We start from the raw sequence: 20,204 nt of genomic DNA on the forward strand, positions 1-20,204 counted from the left end.
AACTGGCCCTTACTTCTTTTTATGCTCTCGCCAGGCCTTATTCAGCTCGAGAATGACCTGCTTGGTGACATCATTAGCTTCGTCCGTGTAGACGACGCCGGGCGTCTTCACGTCGACGATCATGGTGAACTTGTTCTTTTTGCCAAAGTCCTTGAGCACCTCTCCAAGCGTTTCCATGATAGGCTTGCTCAGCTTATCGTTTTCAACTTGCAGATTGCGCTGAGTGACCTGCACGTAGTCCTGGTAGTCGCGAACTTTGCGCTTAAACTCAAGCTCCTTGTCCTGCTTCGCATCTTGAGACAAGACTAGGCTCTGCTTCTCCATTTCACCCCGAAGCTTCTCGAGTTCGTTCTTGCGTTTTTCCAGTTCCTTCTTGACCTCGTCGGCCTTGCCCTTGAACTCGGCCATGACTGATTGGCCTGGCTCGGACTTCTCCAAGACATCCTGGATATTAACGATACCTATCTTGACCTCGGCCTGGGCTGGGGCAACGCCCGATCCCAGGAGACAGGCGCACATGGTCAACGCGATGATCCATTTCATCAAACATCTCCTTGCCTGTTGCTGATCCCTGCGCCGGGACAACGCTTAAAAGGTAGTACCTAGGGCGAATTCGAAACGACCATTTTCGGAACTGTCCTTGAGCTTGTCCAACGGGTAACCGTATTCAAGGCGCAACGGTCCGATTGGTGACAGCCAGCGGATGCCGAGACCCACACTTTTGTACAGCCCCAGCGTCAAATGCTCTTCACTGGAGTCCGCCTGCTCGAAAAAGAACTCATCGTCATTCCAGGCGTTGCCTGCATCGAAGAAGAGCACGCCGAGCAAGCCGAAATCTTCCTTGACAGGGAAGACATACTCCAGGTTGGCAATGAACTCTTTATCACCACCGATGAAGTCGTCAGTTTCGGTATCCCGGGGCGAAACATGCCGCCCCTCATAGCCTCGCAATGAATTGATGCCGCCCAAATAGAAGCGCTCGAAGGCCGGCACTCTCTCATCATTCAGGTTCTGGTAAACCATGCCGACGGCGGTGCGAAGATGAAAAACCGTATCCCACCAAAGACCATAGTAATAATTGTAGTCTGCGACCCACTTGATAAAATGGTCATCTCCTCCTATCAAGCCGCCGCCGTACTCCAGATAGAGTGCCGAATCCGTGCCCCTGTTCGGATTGAACGGCCGGTTAGTCGTGTCCCGGCGCAGTGTGAGCCCGGCCACGCTCGACCAGTTCTCGCCCTCGAGTTCCTTGATCTGGTTGGCGGCATCGTCCTCAATCTCATCAATGATATACTTGTCCAGGCGATACGAAACCGTGGAACGGGTGTATTCCCCCAGCGGCCAACCGAACCTCAACCGCCCGCCCGTGGTTTCCTTATCATAACTCAGGTATTCCACGTCCGTCTTGTACAAGTCAAAGCCGGCGCTCAGGGTGGTATCGTATACGTGGGGATTTGTAAAAGACAAGGTATAGGACGTATCCTTCGAGCTGAAGCTGCTCGTCAGACCGAGATTGTACCCCTTGCCGAACAGGTTGCGCTCTTGGATGGAGGCAGACACGAAGACTTTCGAATAAGTCGAGTAGCCGGTGCCGGCGGAAAGCATCCCCGTAGGCTTTTCCTTTACCTTGACCTTCAGGTCAAGCTCGCTGTCGCGGCCCGTGGGTACGGTTTCTACGTCGGCCAACTCGAAAAAGTCCAGCTTTACCAGACGCTCATTGGATCGAGCGATTTGACTGCCACTGAAGAGGTCGCCGTCACCCAAGCGCATCTCACGCAGAATTACGTTAGTGCGAGTCTTGGTGTTGCCTTCCACGAGCACACGACGGATGTACACCTTCTGATTCTTGTCCAGGATATACGTCACTGCCACGGTCTTCGCCGCCGGATCCGGTATAACGTCCACGTTCGTATCCGCGAAGGCATACCCGTAGTCCATGTAGAACTCGTTGAGCCGCTGCATGTCCTCACGCATGACCGAGCGGTCGAGATAGCCGCCCTTCTCGGCAATATCATCCAAATTGGTGCGCGCGCGCAATACATCCTCCGGCACCAACATATCGCCACTGAAGCTCACGTGGGAGACGGTGTAGCGAGGACCTTCGGAAACTTGATAGATAATGTAGATGCCATCATCGCGGAATTCGACTTGAGGCTTGCCCACCGTAGCTTGCAAAAAGCCTCGGTTGGCATAGTAAGCCTCGATAACTGCGGTATCCCGCTCCAAAAGCTCTTCCTTGAGCACGCCCGACCCGGTGATCCAGGAAAACAGGCCACGCTCCGTGAGCGCAAGATCGCTTTTAATATCGTCGGGGTCCAGTTCCTTGGCTCCCTCAATGGCGATTTGGCGGATGTACAGCTTGCGGCCTTCATTAACGGAAATCACGAGCCGAGCCTGTTGGCCAGCAGGAGCCTCCACCTCGTAACGCACGTCGGCCTTATAATAGCCATCTTTGCGATAGAGTTCGCGAATCTTGTTCAGGTCCTCGGCTAAGATGGATGGATTAAGCACCGAGCCGGTCTTGGTGGTCATGACCTCCGTGATATCGTCGTCATCGAGTTCATCGTTGCCTTCCACGTCGATTGTCCCGATGCGCGGCTTTTCGGTAACGATGTAGACGATGCGCTTGCCGCCCGGCACATCCTCGAGGGCTACCTGCACGTCCTCATAATAACCCAGGTCGAATATCCGCCGCAGATCCTTATCCGCCTTGGCAGGATCATAGATATCGCCCTTCTGCACCGTCAGGCGCATGAGGACGACTTCTTTGTCGATGAACTTGTCCCCTCGGACCGCGACTTCCGCGATGACATCCTTGCTGAGCAGCTCCAGCCTGATCTTCTCGGCCAATTCATCCACCGCCGGGAGCACGTTGATGAGTCCCTGCTTGGCCACATAGATGGGCTTAACCGGCTTGAGGCCGAAAGCGTCCACCAGGCGAGCGTCCACGCTGATGGCTTCGCCTGCCTGACTGAAACTGCCATAGACCGCGAACTCGGCTCCGGTCTGCAGGGCCAGGTCCTGAGCGGTCTGAATATCCAGATACTCCGAGCTTAGGGTCCGGATAGCCTCATCCATCTTCGCAAAGGAGATCAACTCAAATCCCATGGCCTGCAGGCGATCCCGCAAAAGCTGAGGGAGCCCGGCCTTGAGATACCCAAGCTCGCTGCTCGCGTTGATCTCGAAAGGCAGCACGAGGATCTTGGCCCCGCGCGGCGCCTGAGCCCAGAACGGACGCGGAGCCAGCACCAGAAGCAAAAAGGCCGCCAAGGCGCACAGGATACGAATGCTACGCTTGGGCATGCAACTCCCCTGCGTGCAATTCCAGGCGCCTATCCATACGTTGCGCAAGGCCTTGGTTATGTGTGACCACAACCAGCGTCATGCCGAGTTCCCGATTGAGACGCAGCAGCAATTCGGCAATCTTCTCGCCATTGGCTTCATCCAGGCTGCCGCTAGGTTCGTCGCCCAGCAGGACTTGAGGCTTCATGAGAATGGCGCGGGCAATGGCTGCCCGCTGTCGTTCGCCGCCCGAGAGGGTCGTCACCAGATGGTTCGTGCGCTCGGACAGGCCGACATGCACCAAAGCTTCCCTGGCCAAGTCAAAGGCCTTGGGCCTGGGCATGCCGCCGATAATGCCGGGCATGGCCACGTTCTCCAGAGTATTGAACTCCGGGAGCAGATGATGAAATTGAAAGATGAGCCCGATCTCGCGGTTGCGGAGCCGAGCCCTGGCCTCGCCACTTAGAGCCGCCAGGTTGCGACCACGCATGGTGATCTCTCCCCAGGATGGAGTATCAAGGGTGGACAGGAGGTGCAGGAGCGTGGTCTTCCCCGACCCCGAAGCGCCGAGGATGGCCACGGATTCGCCTTCCTTCACGCTCAGGTCGATGCGGCGCAGGATGACCAACCGTTCGGCCGGACCCGCGACCTCCTTGCCCACCTCACGAAGCTGGTAGAGCGGAGTATCAGGCATGTCTTATTCGTAGCGCAGGGCATCCGCGGGATTGAGCCGCGAGGCCTTTCGCGCCGGGTAAAGCGTTGCGACGAAACAAAGCCCCATGGCCGCCAACCCGATGAGTGTCATATCCAACAGCTCAAGCCGCACAGGCAGGTAGTCCACAGGGTATACGTCCCGGGGAAGTTCGATGAATTGATACTTCTTGAGCAGCAGGCTTACGGGCACACCCAGAAGATAGCCCAGGAGCGTACCTAGAACGCCAATAGTCGTGCCTTGGAGCATAAAAATATGCTGTATCTCCCGGGGTTTTGCGCCCATGGACATGAGCACCGCGATATCCCGCGTCTTCTGAATTACAAGCATCACCAGCGTCGTGATGATGGAAAACGAGCCCACGAGCACAATGAGCACCAGGAAGATGAACATAGCCGTCTTCTCCAGCTTGAGTGCTGCGAAAAGATTCGCGTTCATCTCCATCCAGTTGCGCACCAGAAACGGGTATCCTCCAAGTGAGCTCTCGACCTGCCGTGAAACGTGCTCCGCGGCGTATACATCGGCCAGGCGCAACTCAATGCCCGAGACGACATCCCCACTGAAACCCAGCAAGTCGCGTGCCGCAGTCAGGCTTACATAAGCCATGCTCGAATCATATTCGAACATGCCGGTCTTAAAAATGCCCGTCACGGTGAAGAACTTGACCTTGGGCATGAAGCCCGCAGCCGACTTGCTGCCCGTGGGCGAGAGGAGGTTGACCATGCTGCCCACACTCAAGCCCAGACGCGCGGCCAGCTCCTGGCCTACGATTATGCCGGGATGTGTATCCTCCCGATCCAGATCCTCAACTTTGCCGGCGAGCATGTCCTTGGAAAGGGAGAGCACTTTACTCGAACTCTCGGGCTCGATGCCGCGCAGGACAACGCCCTTAACGCCGCGGGGAGTGGAAACCATGACTTCGGAATAGATAAAAGGAGTGGCCCCGGTCACGCCCGTAACGTCCGCAGCCTGCCGCGCGATTTCGTCGGCTCCGGTCATGGCACCATGGGCATTCATGACGATGACGTGCGCGTTGACTCCGAGGATCTTGTCCCGCAAGTCCGTGGAAAAGCCGTTCATGACTCCCATGACCACAATGAGCGAAGCCACTCCCAGGCACACGCCAAACACCGCGAACAAGGAAATCACGGAAATAAAGGCTTGCTTGCGCAGAGCCAGCAGGTAACGCAGGGCGATAAATAGCTCGAAATTCATGAATTATGCTTCCGGGCGCAGGAGCGGGAACAGGATGACCTCGCGAATGGATGGCGAATCGGTAAGCAGCATAACCAGGCGGTCAATGCCGATGCCCTGCCCTGCAGCCGGCGGCATGCCGTACTCCAAGGCTCGAACGTAATCTTCGTCCATGTAGTGGGCCTCCTCGTCGCCGGCTTCCTTTTCCTGTACCTGCTCCATGAAGCGCAGGCGCTGATCCACGGGGTCATTGAGTTCCGAGAAGGCGTTGGCCATCTCCCGTCCGGACATGAACAGCTCGAAACGGTCGGTGATGGTCGGGTCCTGGTCGTTGCGCCGCGACAGGGGCGAAATATCCGTGGGATAATGGTATATGAAATGCGGCTGCACGAGCTTCGGCTCCACGAACATGTCGAAAAGCATGGCCTGCACCTTGCCAAGCTTGTCGCTCTCCAAGACCTTCTCCCCGCGCTCGCGTACCAGGGCCTTGGCCTTGGCCATATCCATGTACACTTCGGGCGACAACCCGCCTATGGTGCGCAAGGACTCCAGAAAGGGTACTCGGGCCCACTTGCCGGGCGTCAGGTCGATCTGCTGCCCCTGGTACTCCACTACGGTGTTTCCGGTCACCTGCCGGGCGATGTGGGCAAACATGCGCTCCGTGAGATCCATGAGATCCTCGAAGGTCGCGTATGCCCAGTAGAACTCGCACATGGTGAATTCAGGATTGTGCTGGGTGGAGATGCCTTCGTTGCGAAAATTGCGATTGACCTCGTAAACCTTCTCGAAGCCGCCCACCAGCAAGCGCTTGAGATAAAGCTCGGGCGCGATGCGCATGTAGAGCTTCATGTCCAGCGCATTATGATGCGTTTCAAAGGGCTTGGCCGTCGCTCCGCCGGGGATGGGCTGCATCATGGGTGTTTCCACCTCCATGAAGCCCTCCCGGTCCAGGAAATTGCGCATCTCACGCACGACCTGGGTACGCTTGAGGAATATCTCCCGCGTTCTGGGCGTGACAATGAGATCAACATAGCGCTGGCGGTAGCGCATCTCCACGTCCTTGAGTCCGTGCCACTTATCGGGCAGCGGGCGCAGGGACTTGGTCAGAAGGGTGATCTGCGAGGACTTAAGGGTTAGCTCGCCAGTCTTGGTGTGGAAAAGCGTTCCACGGACACCGACGAGATCGCCCATGTCCAGCTTCTTGAATACGCGATAGGCATCCTCCCCCAGGTCATCGCGCGAGGCAAAAACCTGCAAGCGGCCCGTGGGATCCTGGAGGTGAAAAAAGGCGGCTTTGCCGAAGGAGCGCATGGCCACGATGCGACCGGCCACGGTGAACTCGCGCTCCAGACTCTCCATGGCCTCGGGCGGCGTGTCTGCAAATTCCGTGGAGATAGCCTCAAGGTCGTCGGTCTTGATAAAGCCGTTGGGATAGAGTTGCGTGCCTTCATCCATGAGCAGCACGGCTTTCTCGACACGGCTCTTGAGAACCTCGTTGAGTTCACCCTTGGCGGCCATGGCCTGCAGGAACGGCTGAAACTTGTCAACGTTCCCCGACTTGATCTTCAACTTAATTGGTTGGTTCTTATTGCTCAACGCAACGACTCCGTGCGAGTGGCTTTATCGATGTATGACTTGCCGCTCGGCGAGCGGGCAAGTTGCGAAAAATTTCTGACGAAAGGAAGCCTTCATTTTGTCCATGTGCACGGCGCGAAGGCCTGAGCTGCCGCGCTTTCAGGAACCCGATGTGGTTAAGCCAATTATTTTGGAGCGTCAAGAAACAGAAATTGCGCACCGCTTTGTCACTTTTCATTTTTTGGTCCCCCGACGCGGACAGAAAAAGGGGTCTCACCACTCCCGTGCAGATAAAGCGTGTTAACACTGTTCTAGAACCTCTCGCTCGGCAACGCGGTGACGCCCTGAGGGCAGACATCTGTTGATGAAGTTGGGCGGTTCACCTTCTGATTCATGTCGCTTGATCATGGATAGAGCATATGAAGGCAATGAAAGAAGGCAGTTGAGCCGAAATTTGGGCTGTATTCCCTGGTTGCTCCACATCCCAACCGACTGAAACCATGGGAATATGACAGAGAGAGCTGTACAAGAAGCGCAATGAAGTAGCGCGTCTATTCAGGAGACTTAAAGGATACCGGCGAGTTTGCATCCGGCGCGATAAGCTGGATGTGATGTGCCTCGGCTTTCTCGTGTTTGCGCTAATTGAGGACTTGGATAGCGTTAACAATCCTAGGGCTTCCACTTGATCCAGATGAGGCTCGCCTGGCGGCCCGTGGGTCGCTCGCGACGGTAGGAAAAGAAAAAGTCCGTTAAGGCGCAGGTGCACATATCCAGGGAAAAGATATTTCGGGCCGAAATTCCGGCGGCCACAAGTTGGTCGCGCGTGAGCTGCCAGAGATTCATCTTTTGAGATTGCGGATTGTAATAGTCCCTGAACTCCTCACCAAACTCCTGCTCGAAGTTCACGAACTGGCTGGAGCCAGGCCCGAGACTGGGGCCGCGCACGGCTAACACATCGGCCGGATCCAGGCCGTAGTGTGCGCAGAAGCGCCGCACGCCAGTAGTAGGAAAGCCCGCGACATTGCCCCGCCAGCCTACGTGCAGAGCGGCCACAAACGCGCCGCTACGATGTGCCAGGAGCACCGGCTGGCAATCCGCAGTTTTGATGACCAGTGCCTGACCGGGGATGGAAGTGGCCAGGCCGTCGCCCTCCAAGGCCGGCATATCGCGAATATCCGCTGGGTCCGGGTCGAAGATCATCTCGTCGCCATGCACTTGCCTGAGTTCCTGCCAATGGACGAACCCAAGGCCGAGCTGCATGGATTTGCGATTAGCCAATACACGTTCGGGCCTGTCGCCCACCTCCAGGGAGATGTTGGCGCGGTCGAAGGGCGCGGCGCTGCCGCCCCCCATGCGCGTGCCGAAGACGCAGCCAATCTGCGGCAGATCGGGAAACGCGAAGGAAAGATGCCGGACCGAGGGGAAGGTCCTCATGACACCACCTCGATGACGTCGTTTTCAGTGACCAAGCAGTGCACGGCACGATCCCATGGGTCGACCGGCAGTTCATCCACGACCTGAAATGAGTAGGCCGGAGCCACAAGCAGACACTGCGCCAGGGCCGGGCTGGCCAGCAGACGGTCGTAATAGCCGCCGCCATAACCGAGTCTGCGCCCGCGACGGTCGAAAGCCAAGCCGGGAATGATAGCTAAATCCGGCGCGAAATCATCGACTGTGGCGCACACGCCCGGGTCCGGTTCCGGAATGCCGTAGGCTCCAGGAAGCAGCTCCTCACGACAGCCCAGGCAGGCCAAATGCATGACTCCCGGTTTATCCGACTCGCAGCGTGGCAGGAGCACTCTGATCTTGCGCCGCAGGAGATCGTCCAGCAATTGCCCGGTGCCAACCTCGTTGCGCACGGCCATGTACAAAAGCACCTCTCGCGCCCGGCCAAAGGCCGGCATGGCGGTGATAGCCGTCTGGATGGCCGCCGAAGCCCGATCAACCCAGTCAAGCGCCAAGGCGCTTCGCCTTGCGAGCATGTCCCTGCGCAAGTACGCTTTGCTTGTGGTCATGGCTGAGTGACCCTAGCATGGTGTGCGAGCGTAACGCAATATGGCTAATCCAATGGCTTTTTGCTAAAATGGGATCAGTAGAACAAGGAGGCGAGTGTGAAAGGGCTGTATTGGATCGTCTTTGGCGACATGCATGGGCAGACCGGCAACGTGGCCCGCATTCCAGGCATCCGGGAAGCCGAAGGCATCATCATCAGCGGCGACCTGACCAACCATGGCGGCCCGAACGAGGTCATGGCGGTGGTCGAAGCCGTAAGGAGAGTGAATTCGCGAGTGCTTGCCCAGATTGGCAACATGGACAAGCCGGCTGCGGACAAGGCGCTGTTCGATGCCGGGTTGAATCTGCACCGCGCAGGCCTGGAACTGGCTCCCGGGCTCGGCATCATGGGCGTTGGCTACTCCACGCCCACGCCCTTCAACACTCCGAGCGAGGCCAAGGAAGACGTCATCGCTGAGTGGCTGCGCGAAACGCACAAACTCATCAACGACTGCGAGCGGCTCGTTCTCGTGTCGCATACGCCGCCGCACGGCACGGCCACCGACGTCATCGGCACCGGCGCCCACGTGGGCAGCACCTCCGTGCGTCAGTTCATCGAACGGGTTCAGCCGGAGTTGTGCATCACCGGACACATCCATGAATCCAGGGCCGAAGACGTCATCGGCAGGACACGGATTCTCAATCCCGGCGCCCTGGCGGAAGGCGGATATGTACGTCTTATCTGGGACGGCGGCGACGTCTCGGCAACGCTGGAAAGCATGTGAGGGCGTGCGGGACATGAAGCTTCTGAGTTGGAATGTTAACGGTTTCCGGGCCGTGGCCGGCAAAAACTTTTTGGATTGGCTGCGCGCGTCCGCTGCGGATGTGGTCTGCTTGCAGGAAACCAAGCTGTGGCCCGAGCAGATCACCGAGCAGGAGCTGCACCCGGACGGCTATACCGGAGTCTGGAACTCGCACGCCACGCGCAAGGGCTATTCCGGCGTGGCATCGCTCTTCACGCGCAAGCCTCTGTCCACTTCCTTCGGCCTGCCGGATGCGCGCTTCCGCGGCGAAGGGCGGCTGATTTGTCTTGAGTATGAACGTTTCTACTTGTGCAACGTCTATTTCCCAAACGGCCAGAAAGGCGGCGAGCGGCTGCGCTTCAAGCTTGGCTATTACGACGCTTTTCTGGATTATGCCTTGGAACTGCGCAAGCACAAGCCCGTTGTGGTCTGCGGCGACTTCAACACCGCGCACAAGGAAATCGACTTGGCCCATCCGGCAGCCAACGCGCACACCTCTGGCTTCCTGCCCGAGGAACGCCAGTGGCTGGACCGTTTTGTCGCCGCTGGCTTTGTGGATACCTTTCGCCTGTTCGAGCCGGGCGGCGGCCATTACACTTGGTGGAGCTACTTCACCAAAGCGCGCGAGCGCAACGTGGGTTGGCGCATCGACTATTTCTTCGTATCAGAGGAGTTGCGAGGAGCGGTGAAACGGGCTTGGATCGAACCCGGTGTGCCCGGATCGGACCACTGCCCCGTGGGGCTGGAGTTGGACGGTTAAGAATGCAGCGAATACGGGCGGGGTAATAGTTTCACGAGTGCCGGTCAGCCCTGCCCGCCCCTTAGGGACAGAAGCAGATCGCAGGTCTTTGTCAGCAGTTCATCATCCTCTCCGAAGCGGGCCTGTAAAAGGGTCAGAGCGTCCTTAAAGTCGGCCTTGTCCGGCATTGCCACGCAGGCCGTTTCCGCAATCCGGCGCAATATGTCCTGATCCTGCGCCTCGCTCATACTTGAAAGCCCGGAAGCCGATTCCGACCTGTGCATATCCCCTGCTCCATTGCGGCAAACCATCAATATGCGCGGAATGCCCTTGTCTGTGATGGCCTCGACCCGTTTTTCAACGAGCTGTCATGCTTCAGCCAGTTCAGCGGAAATGGATGATGCCGGACAATGGCGCGGTTATTCCTGGACCTGGATGTTGTACGCCTTGAGCTTGCGGTAGAGCGAGGAGCGCTCCATGCCCACGGCGTCGGCCAGCTTGCTCACGCTGCCGCTGCACTCCCGGAGCTTGGCCTCCAGGAAACGGGTTTCGAACACCATACGCGCAGTCTTGAGGTCCAGGTCGGGCTGGCATGCCAAATCCGAGCCCAGGACATGGTCTTCATCAATGCCGCCGGTTATTTCGGGAGGCAGCTCCCGCGGGCCGACCATCTGGCCGGCGTACATGATGAGCATGCGCTCCACGAAATTCTTGAGTTCACGCACATTGCCCGGCCAAGGATAACGTTGAAGGATTTCCAGGGCCTCCGGTGTGAAGGTCAGAGGCTTGAAATTGTGCGCCCGGACGAGCAGGTCAAGGAATTCCTCGATGAGCAAGGGGATATCCTCCGCTCGCTTGCGCAAGGGAGGAACTTCCAGCGGGAAAACCTTGAGCCGGTAGTATAGGTCCTCGCGGAAGTTGCCGGCCTTAATCTCGGTCGGCAGATCCTTGTTGGTGGCCGCGATGACCCGCACGTCCACGGTAATGGTCTTGCGCCCTCCGATGCGCTCGAAGGATTGCTCCTGAAGGATGCGCAAGATTTTCGCCTGGGTCTTGAGGCTCATATCGCCGATTTCGTCCAGGAACAGTGTACCGTGGTTAGCCAACTCGAACTTTCCAGCCTGGGCCTTGTCCGCGCCAGTGAAGGAGCCTTTCTCGTGACCGAAAAGCTCGCTCTCGATAAGTTCTTCGGGAATGGCCGCGCAATTGACGGCGATCATGGGCCGCTTGGCACGCCGGCTGCCGGCGTGGACCTGCCGGGCAACGATCTCCTTACCCGTGCCGTTCTCGCCGGTGATGAGTACCCACGCGTCAGTTGGAGCTACACGCGCGACCTGCTCACGCAGCCGCACAATGGATGGCGCGTTGCCAGTAAGACTCTCCGCTCTGTCGGTATTCACCTGGGCCCGCAGTTCCAGGTTCTCGCGCAGCAGTTTGCCGAATTCCAAGGCCTTATTGACGGTGATGACGACCTTTTCCAGGGACAAGGGCTTTTCGATGAAGTCGAAAGCGCCTTTCTTGATGGCTGAAACGGCTGTTTCGACGTTGCCATGGCCCGAGATCATTATCACCGGAACATCGACCTGACCCTCGCGTACCTTTTCCAATACGTGCAGGCCGTCCATGCCAGGCAACCAAATGTCCAGGAAGACCAGGTCCGGCCCCTGGTTTTCCACCATTTCCAGCCCCTGCTCGCCGCTGCCTGCCTCGATGACCTCGTGGCCTTCGTCTTCAAGCACGCCGCGCAAGGAAAAACGGATGCTTTCTTCGTCGTCGATGATAAGTATGCGCGCGCTCATGCCTTTCTCCTGAAGGAGTGGTCATTTGCAGCCGTGACATGCCGTGCAGGCAGGGAGGCAGCCAAATCTTCTGGCTGTCCTTACGGCATCAAAGCAGGTCAGACGTGAATTGAAAGCCTTTGTCCCGGAAAAGGCTCAGGCAGATATCCACACATTCTGCATCGTACAATCGCTCTCTGTTCCTGGCAATCTCCTCCAAGGCCCTTTCGATGCCCAAGGCGGCCCGGTAAGGCCTGTGGGAGGACATGGCTTCCACCACGTCGGCCACGGAAATGATGCGCGCCTCACAGCAGATGTCCTTGTCGGACAAACCATTGGGATAACCAGAGCCATCCATGCGTTCGTGGTGCTGCAGAACCGCAGCGGCCACCGGCCAGGGAAATGGAATATTCTTGAGGATGTCGAAACCGACTTCGGCATGGGTCTTCATTATGCCCATTTCCATCTGGGTCAGCCGAGTAGGCTTGGCCAGGATTTCGGCTGGAACGTAAATCTTGCCCAGATCGTGCAGGATGGCCGCCACGCGAATGCCCTCGATACGCTCCTTGGGCAGGCCCTGTTCCCGGGCCATGGCGCAAGCCAATTGTGAAACACGCTGCTGGTGTCCGGCAGTATAGGGGTCGCGCTTCTCCGAGGTCACGGCCAAGGCGTTGACCGTTTCTTCCAGGCTCGTTTTAAGCTGGCTGACGCTCTTTTGCAGGGCATATTCGGCTTCGCGCCGCTCGGTGATGTCATGGAGCACGAGCACAGTGCCCCGCACAGACCTGCCTTCGGAAATGATGGGCGAATGCGACATATTCACAGGGACTTCGCGCTGCGGCCCTGTAACCAAGGTGTGCATATCCGTTGATGCCACGGTATGGGCCTGATCCAGGACGTTGCTCACCAGATCTGGCGCGATATTCACACCTTTTGGATCGTATAGCGCAAAAATCGTGGACAGGTCCTTGCCCAGGGCCAGAGATTCCTCGCAGCCAAGAATCCTGAGCGCAGCCGGATTCAGATACTTGACCCTGCCCCGTTCATCGGTGGTGAGTACCGCATCGCCGATGCTGTTAAGCGTGGTGGCCAGCCAACGTTCGCTTTCCACGAGCTTACGCTCGATGGTATGCTTATAAAGGGCCATCTCGATGGTGATGCCCAGTTCTCGATCTTCGAAGGGCTTGATTATATAGCCAAAGGGCTCGGTAATTTTCGCCCGCTGAAGAGTCTTTTCATCAGCATAGGCGGTCAGGTAGACTAAAGGAATGCGATGCCGTTCGCGAATGATCGCCGCGGCCTCGATGCCGTCGATGTCTCCATCGAGCATGATGTCCATCAAGATGAGTTCGGGGGAATACCGGGCCGCTGCTTCCAGCGCCTCCTCACCAGAGGAGACCACGGTGACAATCTCATAGCCTAAAAGGCGTAGGCGGTTCTGAATATCGAGAGCGACAATGGCCTCGTCTTCAACGATCATAAGGCGGGCTCGTGGCACTACTTCACCCCCCAAAGCGAGATTGCATACGGCCCCGCTCGATCCCGGGCCTGGAACAGTTTTATGCAGGGACCGAGGATGGGCATGGCTCTCGCCTACCGCTGGCCAAGTATTTCGGTCAGGGCCGCAGTAACATCCGGGAAATGGAAATTGAAGCCGAGTTCGGTCAGCTTGCGGGGTACCACGTTCTGGCTGACAAGAACCAACTCGTCAGCCATTTCCCCAAGAGCAGCACGAAGCAGGCCTTTGGGCACATTCAGCCATGAGGGCTTGCCCAGCATGCGGCCCAACTCCGCATAAAAGGTCTTCATCTTTACGGCATTGGGAGCGGTGAGGTTGAAGGCGCCAACAGCCTGCTCGTTCTCCAACAGGAACAATATGGCCCGTATCTCGTCCTCCAGATGCACCCAGGAAACCATCTGCTCTCCCCCGCCGGGCGCTCCCCCGAGGTAGTAGAGGAAAGGCTTGGCCATCTTGGGCAGAATGCCACCCTGTCCCAATACCAAGCCCGAGCGGATGATGATCCTGCGTACTCCGAGATCTTCCACCGATTGAGATGAATGCTCCCATTGACGGCATACCTTGGCCAGGAAACCCTCGCCCGATGGTTCTGACTCATCCACGGGGCGCGCTCCGGTATTACCGTAATAGCCCACGGCCGAAGCCTGTATGACCACCTTGGGCTTGCGCGCAACCTTGGCCACGGCTTCAGCCACCGTTTGACCGGCTAAGACGCGGCTGTCCAGGATGCGCTGCTTGCGAGTGGAGGTCCAGCGCCCTCCTCCGATATTTTCTCCGGCCAAGTTGATCACCGCCAGGGCACCGTCAATGAAGTGCTCCCAGTTGGTGAAACCCATGCCGTTCCAGGAAGCGGCCGAAACTTTGCCTTCGAACATGTCGATGACTTTGGCCGCATTGCGGGCCACAACGACGACGTCGTACCCAGCAGCATACAGGTGCCGAGTCAACGCTGAGCCGACAAAACCCGTTCCGCCGGTTATAATGATGCGTTCACGCATTGCGCATCTCTCGAATGTATCTCTTATAAAAGGATATTACATGCATACTCAATGCCCTGCAATTAAGAATTATGGCGTAGATTATCGTGCGTGTCATGTCTTTTTTCTGCCATTCAGATCAACAGACGGGTTATGAATACCTTGGAAAGCGGTTCATTGGGTCAGAAGCTCAATGACCATAACCGTGCCTTCAGGCTTATTGGGGCGCACGCGCACGAAGCCTTTGTGATCCGTGATGATGGAACGCACAATGGTCAGGCCTAGGCCGGTGCCGCCTTTCTTGCGTGAGAAATACGGCTCGAAGAGCCTGGACCGTTCCTCCTCGGTCAGTCCTGGGCCATTATCGCCGATCTCGATGATGGCCAACTTAAGGATCTTGTCATGCGAAACCCGAATCTCGACTTTAGGCTCAGGCCGACCTTCGAGCACCTCGGCGCAATTGCTTAGAATGTTCATGAGCACGCGACGCATGCCCTCGGGATCGTAGCGCAGTTCGGGAAGCTCATCATCGACATGCACCTCCCAGGTGATCCCCCGGTGGCTGTTGCGGAACATGGCGGCCAATTCGTTCACCAACGGCTGCAAACGCCCTTTCTTCAATGCCACTTCCGGCAGCTTGGCAAAAGAAGAGAACTCAGTGACCATTTGTTGCAAATGCTCGACCTGACGAACGATCATTCCAGTGGACTCACGGAAGACCGGATCCTCTATCTGAGCTGCGTACTTGCGCTCCAGGCGCTGCGCTGAAAGTTTGATCGGTGTAAGTGGATTCTTGATTTCATGGGCGATGCGCCTGGCTACCTCGCGCCAAGCCGCCATGCGCTGCATCTTCTCCATTTCGGCCACATCCTCGAACACCGCAACAAGGCCGGCTTCCCCACCTTCGTCCGTGCGCAGCAGCACCACATTGACAAGATATTTCAGATCACGTCCGGCAAGGCGGATGCTAATCTGACGCTGCCACTGTGCAGTGGGCCCGCCGGTCTGCAACTGAGTGAGAACCTCGCGCACGAGTTCGGCGTACTCGCCTTTGAGCAGCTCCAGGGGACTCTTGCCCGCGACCTCGCCTCGATCCAGGCCGAGCATGGCCTGGGCAGCCTTGTTCACAGTGCTGATATGGCCTTCGCGGTCCAGCGAGATGACCCCGGCCGTAATGTTGTTGAGCACGGCTTCCATGTACCGTCCACGGTCCTCCAACTCGCGGTTTTGTTGGCCCAGACGGATGTTGGCTTTTTTTAGCCTGTCCTGGCTCTGCTCCAGGTCCATGGCCATGCGGTTGAAAGACTGCACGAGAAAACCCAGCTCGTCGTCGGATTGATCCTCCAGTCGCACGCCCAGATCGCCGCGGGCGATGCGCTGGGTGCCCACGGCCAGAGCCTGCACCGGAGCCGACAGTTCCTTGGCCATACGAAAACCGAAATAAATGGACGCAAGGATAATAAGCGCGGTCATGACGCCCAGGCTCATGTACAGGGCAACCTTGAGCGGGTATTTGAGGGTGCGCAACTTTTTGAACTCGTCCACACCGCGCACGATCTGATCCAGCTTGAACATGAGCCCCTGGCCGATGGTCTCGCCAAGCACCAGCCAGCCGGTTTTGCCGCCGTCCACCGGCATGATGCCCACGACCATGTCGGCACCGCGACTGGTGAGCATTGAGGACCAGTATACAGGGTCCTCGGAGAGGCGCTTGAGATTGAAGGTGGCACGGGCATCAGGCCAAGCGTCCTTCCAGACCTTATCGAAAATCCAGTTTTGCTCCTTGCCCTCCGGCGTGAGTACACCCACCAGGCTCAGATTGTACTCCTTGGCCTTCTCGCGCATGAAAGTTTCCATGGCCTTGCCGCCCCAGGCGTACTCCCTCGACCTGATCTCGCTCAGCACGTGTCCGGCCCGACTGGCCAAGCGTTCCCGACTCGATGAATAGAAGGCCTGCCCTACTTCCAGGGCCTGCTCCATGGAGTTCTCCACTTGGGCCTTGAACCAGAAGTCCACCGAGGTCTGCACGAATTTGACCGAAACCAGGAACATAAGCAGCGTCGGCACCAGGGACAGGGAGACAAAAGACAAAACCATGCGCGTGCGTAGTCTGGAGCCGAGTACCTTGCGTCGGCGCTCCAGGACCAGCTTGACCACATTCCTGAGCACAATACCCAGAATTATGAGCAGAAGAATGAAATTGAAATTGAAGAGGACGAGAAAGAGATAAGAGTTAACCCCGATGAACCGAAGCTCGACCCAACTCAGAACCGCGATGAACAGCACGGCACCCATTGCCAGCCACAGCTCGCGTTGTCGCTTTCTGCGCTCCCGCATGTCAACGTTGCTGACGAGAATTGGGTCGGTGGCCATCAGCGATCAGTATGTGAATTCAAGCTGGTAGTGTGTGGTCGGCGCGGCTTCCCAATCCCAAAAGAACAGCGGCTTCTTGAGCCAGATAGGCACGTCCAGCCTGTTCAGACTGATCTCGAGCATGAGCCTGTAGTCCTTGCCGCGTGACAGGTCTTTCCATGGCCCGAGATCAAGAGTGATTTCCGACCAGGCTTTGGACAGGAGCACGGCCAGATCTGCATGGGCCATCGGCGACTCGCTGCCCGGCAGTTCCGCCGTGAATTGCTTGCTTAGAGGATCATAACGCAGAAAAAGGTCCAGGTCGGCCGAATATACGGTTTGATCAATCCAGAGTGAACGTTCGCGCAGAAGCGACACCGAACAGGAGAGCCCAAGGGACTCGCCTTCCTTAAGGATGCCGGCGACACGATCCGAGCCCTCGACTTCCACGCCGAAACGGACCAGAATCTCGCCGGCTTGATTATCGACCACAAGGTTGCTCAGCACTAGTTCCTGGGCAAGACTGCGATCGGGACAAGCGAGCGTCAGCGCAAAGGCCAAGCCTAAAACCAAGGTTTGCCAGAATACTGCACGCGCGTGTCCCCTGGGCGGGAACATTAATGTCATCCTCACCTTGTTTTTGCCTGCCCTGCTCCGGTTGCCAAGCGGCGGATGATCATGCCGAGCGGAATTAATAAACTCTCCCCGCTGGAGAGACTAAATCATGGGGTGTGCTTTGACAATACATGGAAAATCGCCACGGCTCGATGGAGCTGACTGGTGAGACGCGTTCGTTGCATCGTCGTGGGCAAGCTGAAAGCCCCTCACTTCAGGGAAGCCGTTGAATTTTATAATACGCGCGTTTCGCGCTATTATCCATTGGAAATAGTTGTGCTCAAGGATGCTCCGAAAGCGTTGGCCCCCATGGCAAAGGCCAGTCACGAGGGCCAGGCCATCTTGGGCAAGCTGACTTCCCAGGACAGGCCCATTTGCCTGGACGAACGCGGCAAGGCCCTGACCTCACGCCAATTTGCCGCGACCGTGGGCCATTGGATCGAGGACCCCGGTAGTCAGCCTTGTTTCATCATTGGCGGAGCTTTCGGCCTGTCCGACGCGGTCCGCGGCAGCTGCGCCGCGAGCCTGGCTCTTGGACCCATGACCATGTCCCACGAACTGGCGCGCGTCGTACTTCTGGAGCAGCTATACCGGGCCGCGGCGATACTGCACGGTCACCCCTATCACCATGATTAGGCGCGTCGCCCCGCACTCATCGGTCGCCGTCCCCTGGACCATGCTCCGCGACTAAGGTAATCTCCCCAAGCTTCTCGCCGCATGCAACCAATGGAGATATCCGGCATGTACGAACTGCAGCGCCTCCTGGAGATTGAGGAGCATATCAAGTCTGGCCGGCTGGCCGAAGACTTTGAGGACGGCTCCAAGTCTCGCAAGGAAGAAATCCTCGAATTCCTTGAAAAGCTCATGGAACTGGGCGAACTAGCCGATGAGACGGCAACCAAACTAATTTTCAAGGACAGCTACCTGGAAGCACTATCCGGCGTGAAGGTCCAGAAGTAACGCTGTCCGCCACCTGTCGTGTACGGCGTCACTCTGTCCAACCTGAAGCCCTGGTCCTTGCCCGCGCCTTCGGGTGGAGCCTCGTTGGCGAAGACCACGACAAAGCCGCCCGGCGCTAGCATGGGCCGCACCAGCTCCAGGTATTCCGGCCAGGGCTTGAAAGCCCGCCCCAGGACCAGATCCGCTGGCAGAGCGTCCGCGCCAAGATTCTCGACCCTGGAACGCAGGACAAACGTTCGCGGCAAGTCCAGCTTGGCTACGGCCACACGCAAAAAGATGGTGCGCTTTTCACGAATCTCCACCAGGCGGTACTCGCCCGAATTCCAGAAAATGCGTAGCGGGATGCCAGGCAGCCCGGCCCCTGCCCCCAAGTCCAGACTGCGAGGCTCGGCGGGCAAAGGCAACTCCGCGAGATGGTCGGCCAGATGCCAACTGTCCATCACCAGGCGGGAAAGCACTTCCCGCCAACTTGAAGCGCCCACGAGATTCATGCGCTTGTTCCATTCAACCAGCAGGCCCAGATAGAGCGCAAGCTTCCCGGCCTGGTCAGCATCGAGCGAGCGACCCAAGGCCGCAGCCGCTTCGGTCAGTTGCCGCGAGTCCGGCTCTGAATGTGAGGCTGATTGCGGCGGATTACCCGCCTGATGATGCGAACGTTGCATATGCAAGCCCTTGCAAGTATTTCTCTGGTGGAATAATTCCGGCTATTCACAGCGGCGCCGAGATGCGGCGCAGGACAAGGAGATTACTACAGTGCAATTCATTGGCAAACAAGCCGTGCTCTTTCCGGGTCAAGGATCACAGGAAAAAGGCATGGGCCGCGCCCTGGCCGAATCCGGCAAGGAATTCATGGACGTCTGGAAGATCGCCGAGCGGATCTCCGGCCACGCCCTGCGCGAGATATTTTGGGATGGCGAAGAAAAGGACATGGCCGATACGCGAATACTCCAGCCAGGTCTGACAGCCGTGAACCTGACCTTCTGGCTCAAGGCCCGACCAAAGCTGGACCCGCTTTGCGTTGCCGGCCACAGTCTGGGCGAATTCGCGGCACTTTTCGCGGCCCAGGCGCTCTCGCTGGAAGACACCCTGGAGCTTGTGTCCATCCGTGGACGGCTTATGAGCGAAGCAGGTGACGGCAAAGGAGCCATGGCAGCCATTCTCAAGCTGGACGAGCAGGCCGTGGAAACCGTCGTGGCCCAGGCAGCGCAACAAACTGGCAAGGAACTGCGTATCGCCAACTACAATACGCCCCTGCAGTTTGTCATCAGCGGCAACAAGGACGCCGTGGCCGTGGCGAATGAACTGGTCAAGGAGGCCAAGGGCCGGGCCGTCCCCCTGGCCGTGAGCGGCGCCTTCCATAGCCCGCTCATGGCTCCCGCTGCGGCCGAACTGGCCAAGGCCTTGCGCAAGGCGGACATCCGCAGCCCCAAGATCCCCGTGATCTTCAACGTCACTGCAGGCGACGAGACCGATCCCGAAGCTGTCCGCGGCCTCATGGGCCAGCAGATGACCTCCAGCGTCCTGTGGATCAAAACCATCCGGCACCAGTATGATATGGGTGCGCGGACCTTCGTGGAGTTGGGTCCCAAGGGCGTGCTCACACGCATGCTCAAGCCGATCCTGGATGACCGCGACGGGTTCGAGGGCCTAAGCGTGGCCAACCTGGAGCAAGTCGAGGCCCTCTAGGAGCCCCTTCCACCCGTTCG

At 57.9% G+C, this 20,204-nt stretch carries 19 protein-coding genes and 1 pseudogene; 6 read left to right on the top strand and 14 right to left on the bottom strand.

Annotated elements, in window-relative coordinates:
• Nucleotides 1-9 precede the first annotated feature (9 nt).
• Genes H585_RS0106625 through lysS form a run of 5 tightly spaced genes read right to left on the bottom strand, consistent with a single transcriptional unit; the run spans nt 10 to nt 6,784 of the window.
• Nucleotides 10-543, bottom strand: coding sequence for an OmpH/Skp family outer membrane protein (locus tag H585_RS0106625; RefSeq protein ID WP_027367249.1), 534 nt, complete (start codon nt 541-543; stop codon nt 10-12).
• A 45-nt stretch (nt 544-588) separates the two neighbouring features.
• Nucleotides 589-3,303: an outer membrane protein assembly factor BamA gene (bamA, locus tag H585_RS0106630; RefSeq protein ID WP_027367250.1), complete on the bottom strand. Its 2,715-nt coding sequence runs from the start codon at nt 3,301-3,303 to the stop codon at nt 589-591.
• On the bottom strand, nt 3,290-3,976 hold the full coding sequence (locus H585_RS0106635; RefSeq protein ID WP_027367251.1) for an ABC transporter ATP-binding protein: 687 nt from the start codon (nt 3,974-3,976) through the stop codon (nt 3,290-3,292). The genes bamA and H585_RS0106635 overlap by 14 nt, the downstream gene beginning before the upstream one ends.
• Nucleotides 3,977-3,979: 3 nt before the next feature.
• Nucleotides 3,980-5,209 carry a lipoprotein-releasing ABC transporter permease subunit gene (locus H585_RS0106640; protein ID WP_014260749.1) on the bottom strand — a complete coding sequence of 410 codons (1,230 nt, stop codon included), beginning with the start codon at nt 5,207-5,209 and terminating at the stop codon, nt 3,980-3,982.
• Between the two features lie 3 nt (nt 5,210-5,212).
• Nucleotides 5,213-6,784, bottom strand: a complete 1,572-nt coding sequence (lysS, locus tag H585_RS0106645; protein ID WP_027367252.1) for a lysine--tRNA ligase — start codon at nt 6,782-6,784, stop codon at nt 5,213-5,215.
• A 322-nt stretch (nt 6,785-7,106) separates the two neighbouring features.
• On the opposite strand from lysS, the pseudogene H585_RS23635 reads away from it, so the two are divergent.
• Nucleotides 7,107-7,449 (top strand): annotated as a pseudogene (locus H585_RS23635) (transposase family protein); the annotation flags it as partial.
• On the opposite strand, the gene H585_RS0106650 reads toward H585_RS23635, so the two are convergent.
• Complete coding sequence (locus tag H585_RS0106650; RefSeq protein WP_027367253.1) at nt 7,433-8,197, bottom strand: purine nucleoside phosphorylase YfiH/LACC1 family protein; 765 nt, start codon at nt 8,195-8,197, stop codon at nt 7,433-7,435. The pseudogene H585_RS23635 and the gene H585_RS0106650 sit on opposite strands and share 17 nt — an antisense overlap.
• A complete protein-coding gene (locus tag H585_RS0106655) occupies nt 8,194-8,778 on the bottom strand; it encodes a 5-formyltetrahydrofolate cyclo-ligase (protein ID WP_027367254.1) in 585 nt (194 codons plus the stop codon). The genes H585_RS0106650 and H585_RS0106655 overlap by 4 nt, the downstream gene beginning before the upstream one ends.
• Nucleotides 8,779-8,874: 96 nt before the next feature.
• On the opposite strand from H585_RS0106655, the gene H585_RS0106660 reads away from it, so the two are divergent.
• Nucleotides 8,875-9,540, top strand: coding sequence for a metallophosphoesterase (locus H585_RS0106660; protein WP_027367255.1), 666 nt, complete (start codon nt 8,875-8,877; stop codon nt 9,538-9,540).
• Between the two features lie 13 nt (nt 9,541-9,553).
• Entirely contained in the window at nt 9,554-10,318 is a 765-nt protein-coding gene (locus H585_RS0106665) for an exodeoxyribonuclease III (protein WP_014260743.1), read from the top strand.
• A gap of 44 nt (nt 10,319-10,362) precedes the next feature.
• Here the strand turns inward: H585_RS0106665 and H585_RS0106670 are convergent, their stop codons facing one another.
• The 6 genes from H585_RS0106670 to H585_RS0106695 all read right to left on the bottom strand — a co-directional run bounded on the left by H585_RS0106670 (nt 10,363) and on the right by H585_RS0106695 (nt 17,541).
• A complete protein-coding gene (locus tag H585_RS0106670; protein WP_027367256.1) occupies nt 10,363-10,581 on the bottom strand; it encodes a hypothetical protein in 219 nt (72 codons plus the stop codon).
• 135 nt (nt 10,582-10,716) lie between these two features.
• Nucleotides 10,717-12,096, bottom strand: coding sequence for a sigma-54-dependent transcriptional regulator (locus tag H585_RS0106675; protein WP_014260742.1), 1,380 nt, complete (start codon nt 12,094-12,096; stop codon nt 10,717-10,719).
• Between the two features lie 88 nt (nt 12,097-12,184).
• On the bottom strand, nt 12,185-13,555 hold the full coding sequence (locus tag H585_RS0106680) for an HD domain-containing phosphohydrolase (RefSeq protein ID WP_014260741.1): 1,371 nt from the start codon (nt 13,553-13,555) through the stop codon (nt 12,185-12,187).
• Nucleotides 13,556-13,668: 113 nt separating this feature from the next.
• Nucleotides 13,669-14,592, bottom strand: coding sequence for a TIGR01777 family oxidoreductase (locus H585_RS0106685; RefSeq protein WP_027367257.1), 924 nt, complete (start codon nt 14,590-14,592; stop codon nt 13,669-13,671).
• A 153-nt stretch (nt 14,593-14,745) separates the two neighbouring features.
• The gene (locus tag H585_RS0106690; protein WP_014260739.1) at nt 14,746-16,944 is read right to left on the bottom strand and encodes a sensor histidine kinase NtrY-like; all 2,199 of its coding nucleotides are present in this window, start codon (nt 16,942-16,944) and stop codon (nt 14,746-14,748) included.
• A gap of 6 nt (nt 16,945-16,950) precedes the next feature.
• Nucleotides 16,951-17,541 carry a DUF4390 domain-containing protein gene (locus tag H585_RS0106695; RefSeq protein WP_027367258.1) on the bottom strand — a complete coding sequence of 197 codons (591 nt, stop codon included), beginning with the start codon at nt 17,539-17,541 and terminating at the stop codon, nt 16,951-16,953.
• A 162-nt stretch (nt 17,542-17,703) separates the two neighbouring features.
• On the opposite strand from H585_RS0106695, the gene H585_RS0106700 reads away from it, so the two are divergent.
• Both H585_RS0106700 and H585_RS0106705 read left to right on the top strand, forming a co-directional pair.
• A complete protein-coding gene (locus H585_RS0106700; RefSeq protein WP_027367259.1) occupies nt 17,704-18,174 on the top strand; it encodes a 23S rRNA (pseudouridine(1915)-N(3))-methyltransferase RlmH in 471 nt (156 codons plus the stop codon).
• 105 nt (nt 18,175-18,279) lie between these two features.
• Nucleotides 18,280-18,498 carry a hypothetical protein gene (locus tag H585_RS0106705; RefSeq protein WP_014260736.1) on the top strand — a complete coding sequence of 73 codons (219 nt, stop codon included), beginning with the start codon at nt 18,280-18,282 and terminating at the stop codon, nt 18,496-18,498.
• Here the strand turns inward: H585_RS0106705 and H585_RS0106710 are convergent.
• Entirely contained in the window at nt 18,459-19,160 is a 702-nt protein-coding gene (locus H585_RS0106710) for a 16S rRNA (guanine(527)-N(7))-methyltransferase RsmG (RefSeq protein WP_027367260.1), read from the bottom strand. The two genes, H585_RS0106705 and H585_RS0106710, sit on opposite strands and share 40 nt — an antisense overlap.
• Nucleotides 19,161-19,251: 91 nt before the next feature.
• Here H585_RS0106710 and H585_RS0106715 point away from each other — a divergent pair, with 91 nt between their 5' ends.
• Entirely contained in the window at nt 19,252-20,184 is a 933-nt protein-coding gene (locus tag H585_RS0106715) for an ACP S-malonyltransferase (protein ID WP_014260734.1), read from the top strand.
• Nucleotides 20,185-20,204: the final 20 nt, after the last annotated feature.

The sequence above is a fragment of the Desulfocurvibacter africanus subsp. africanus DSM 2603 genome, from assembly GCF_000422545.1.
In the GTDB taxonomy this organism is placed as follows: domain Bacteria; phylum Desulfobacterota; class Desulfovibrionia; order Desulfovibrionales; family Desulfovibrionaceae; genus Desulfocurvibacter; species Desulfocurvibacter africanus.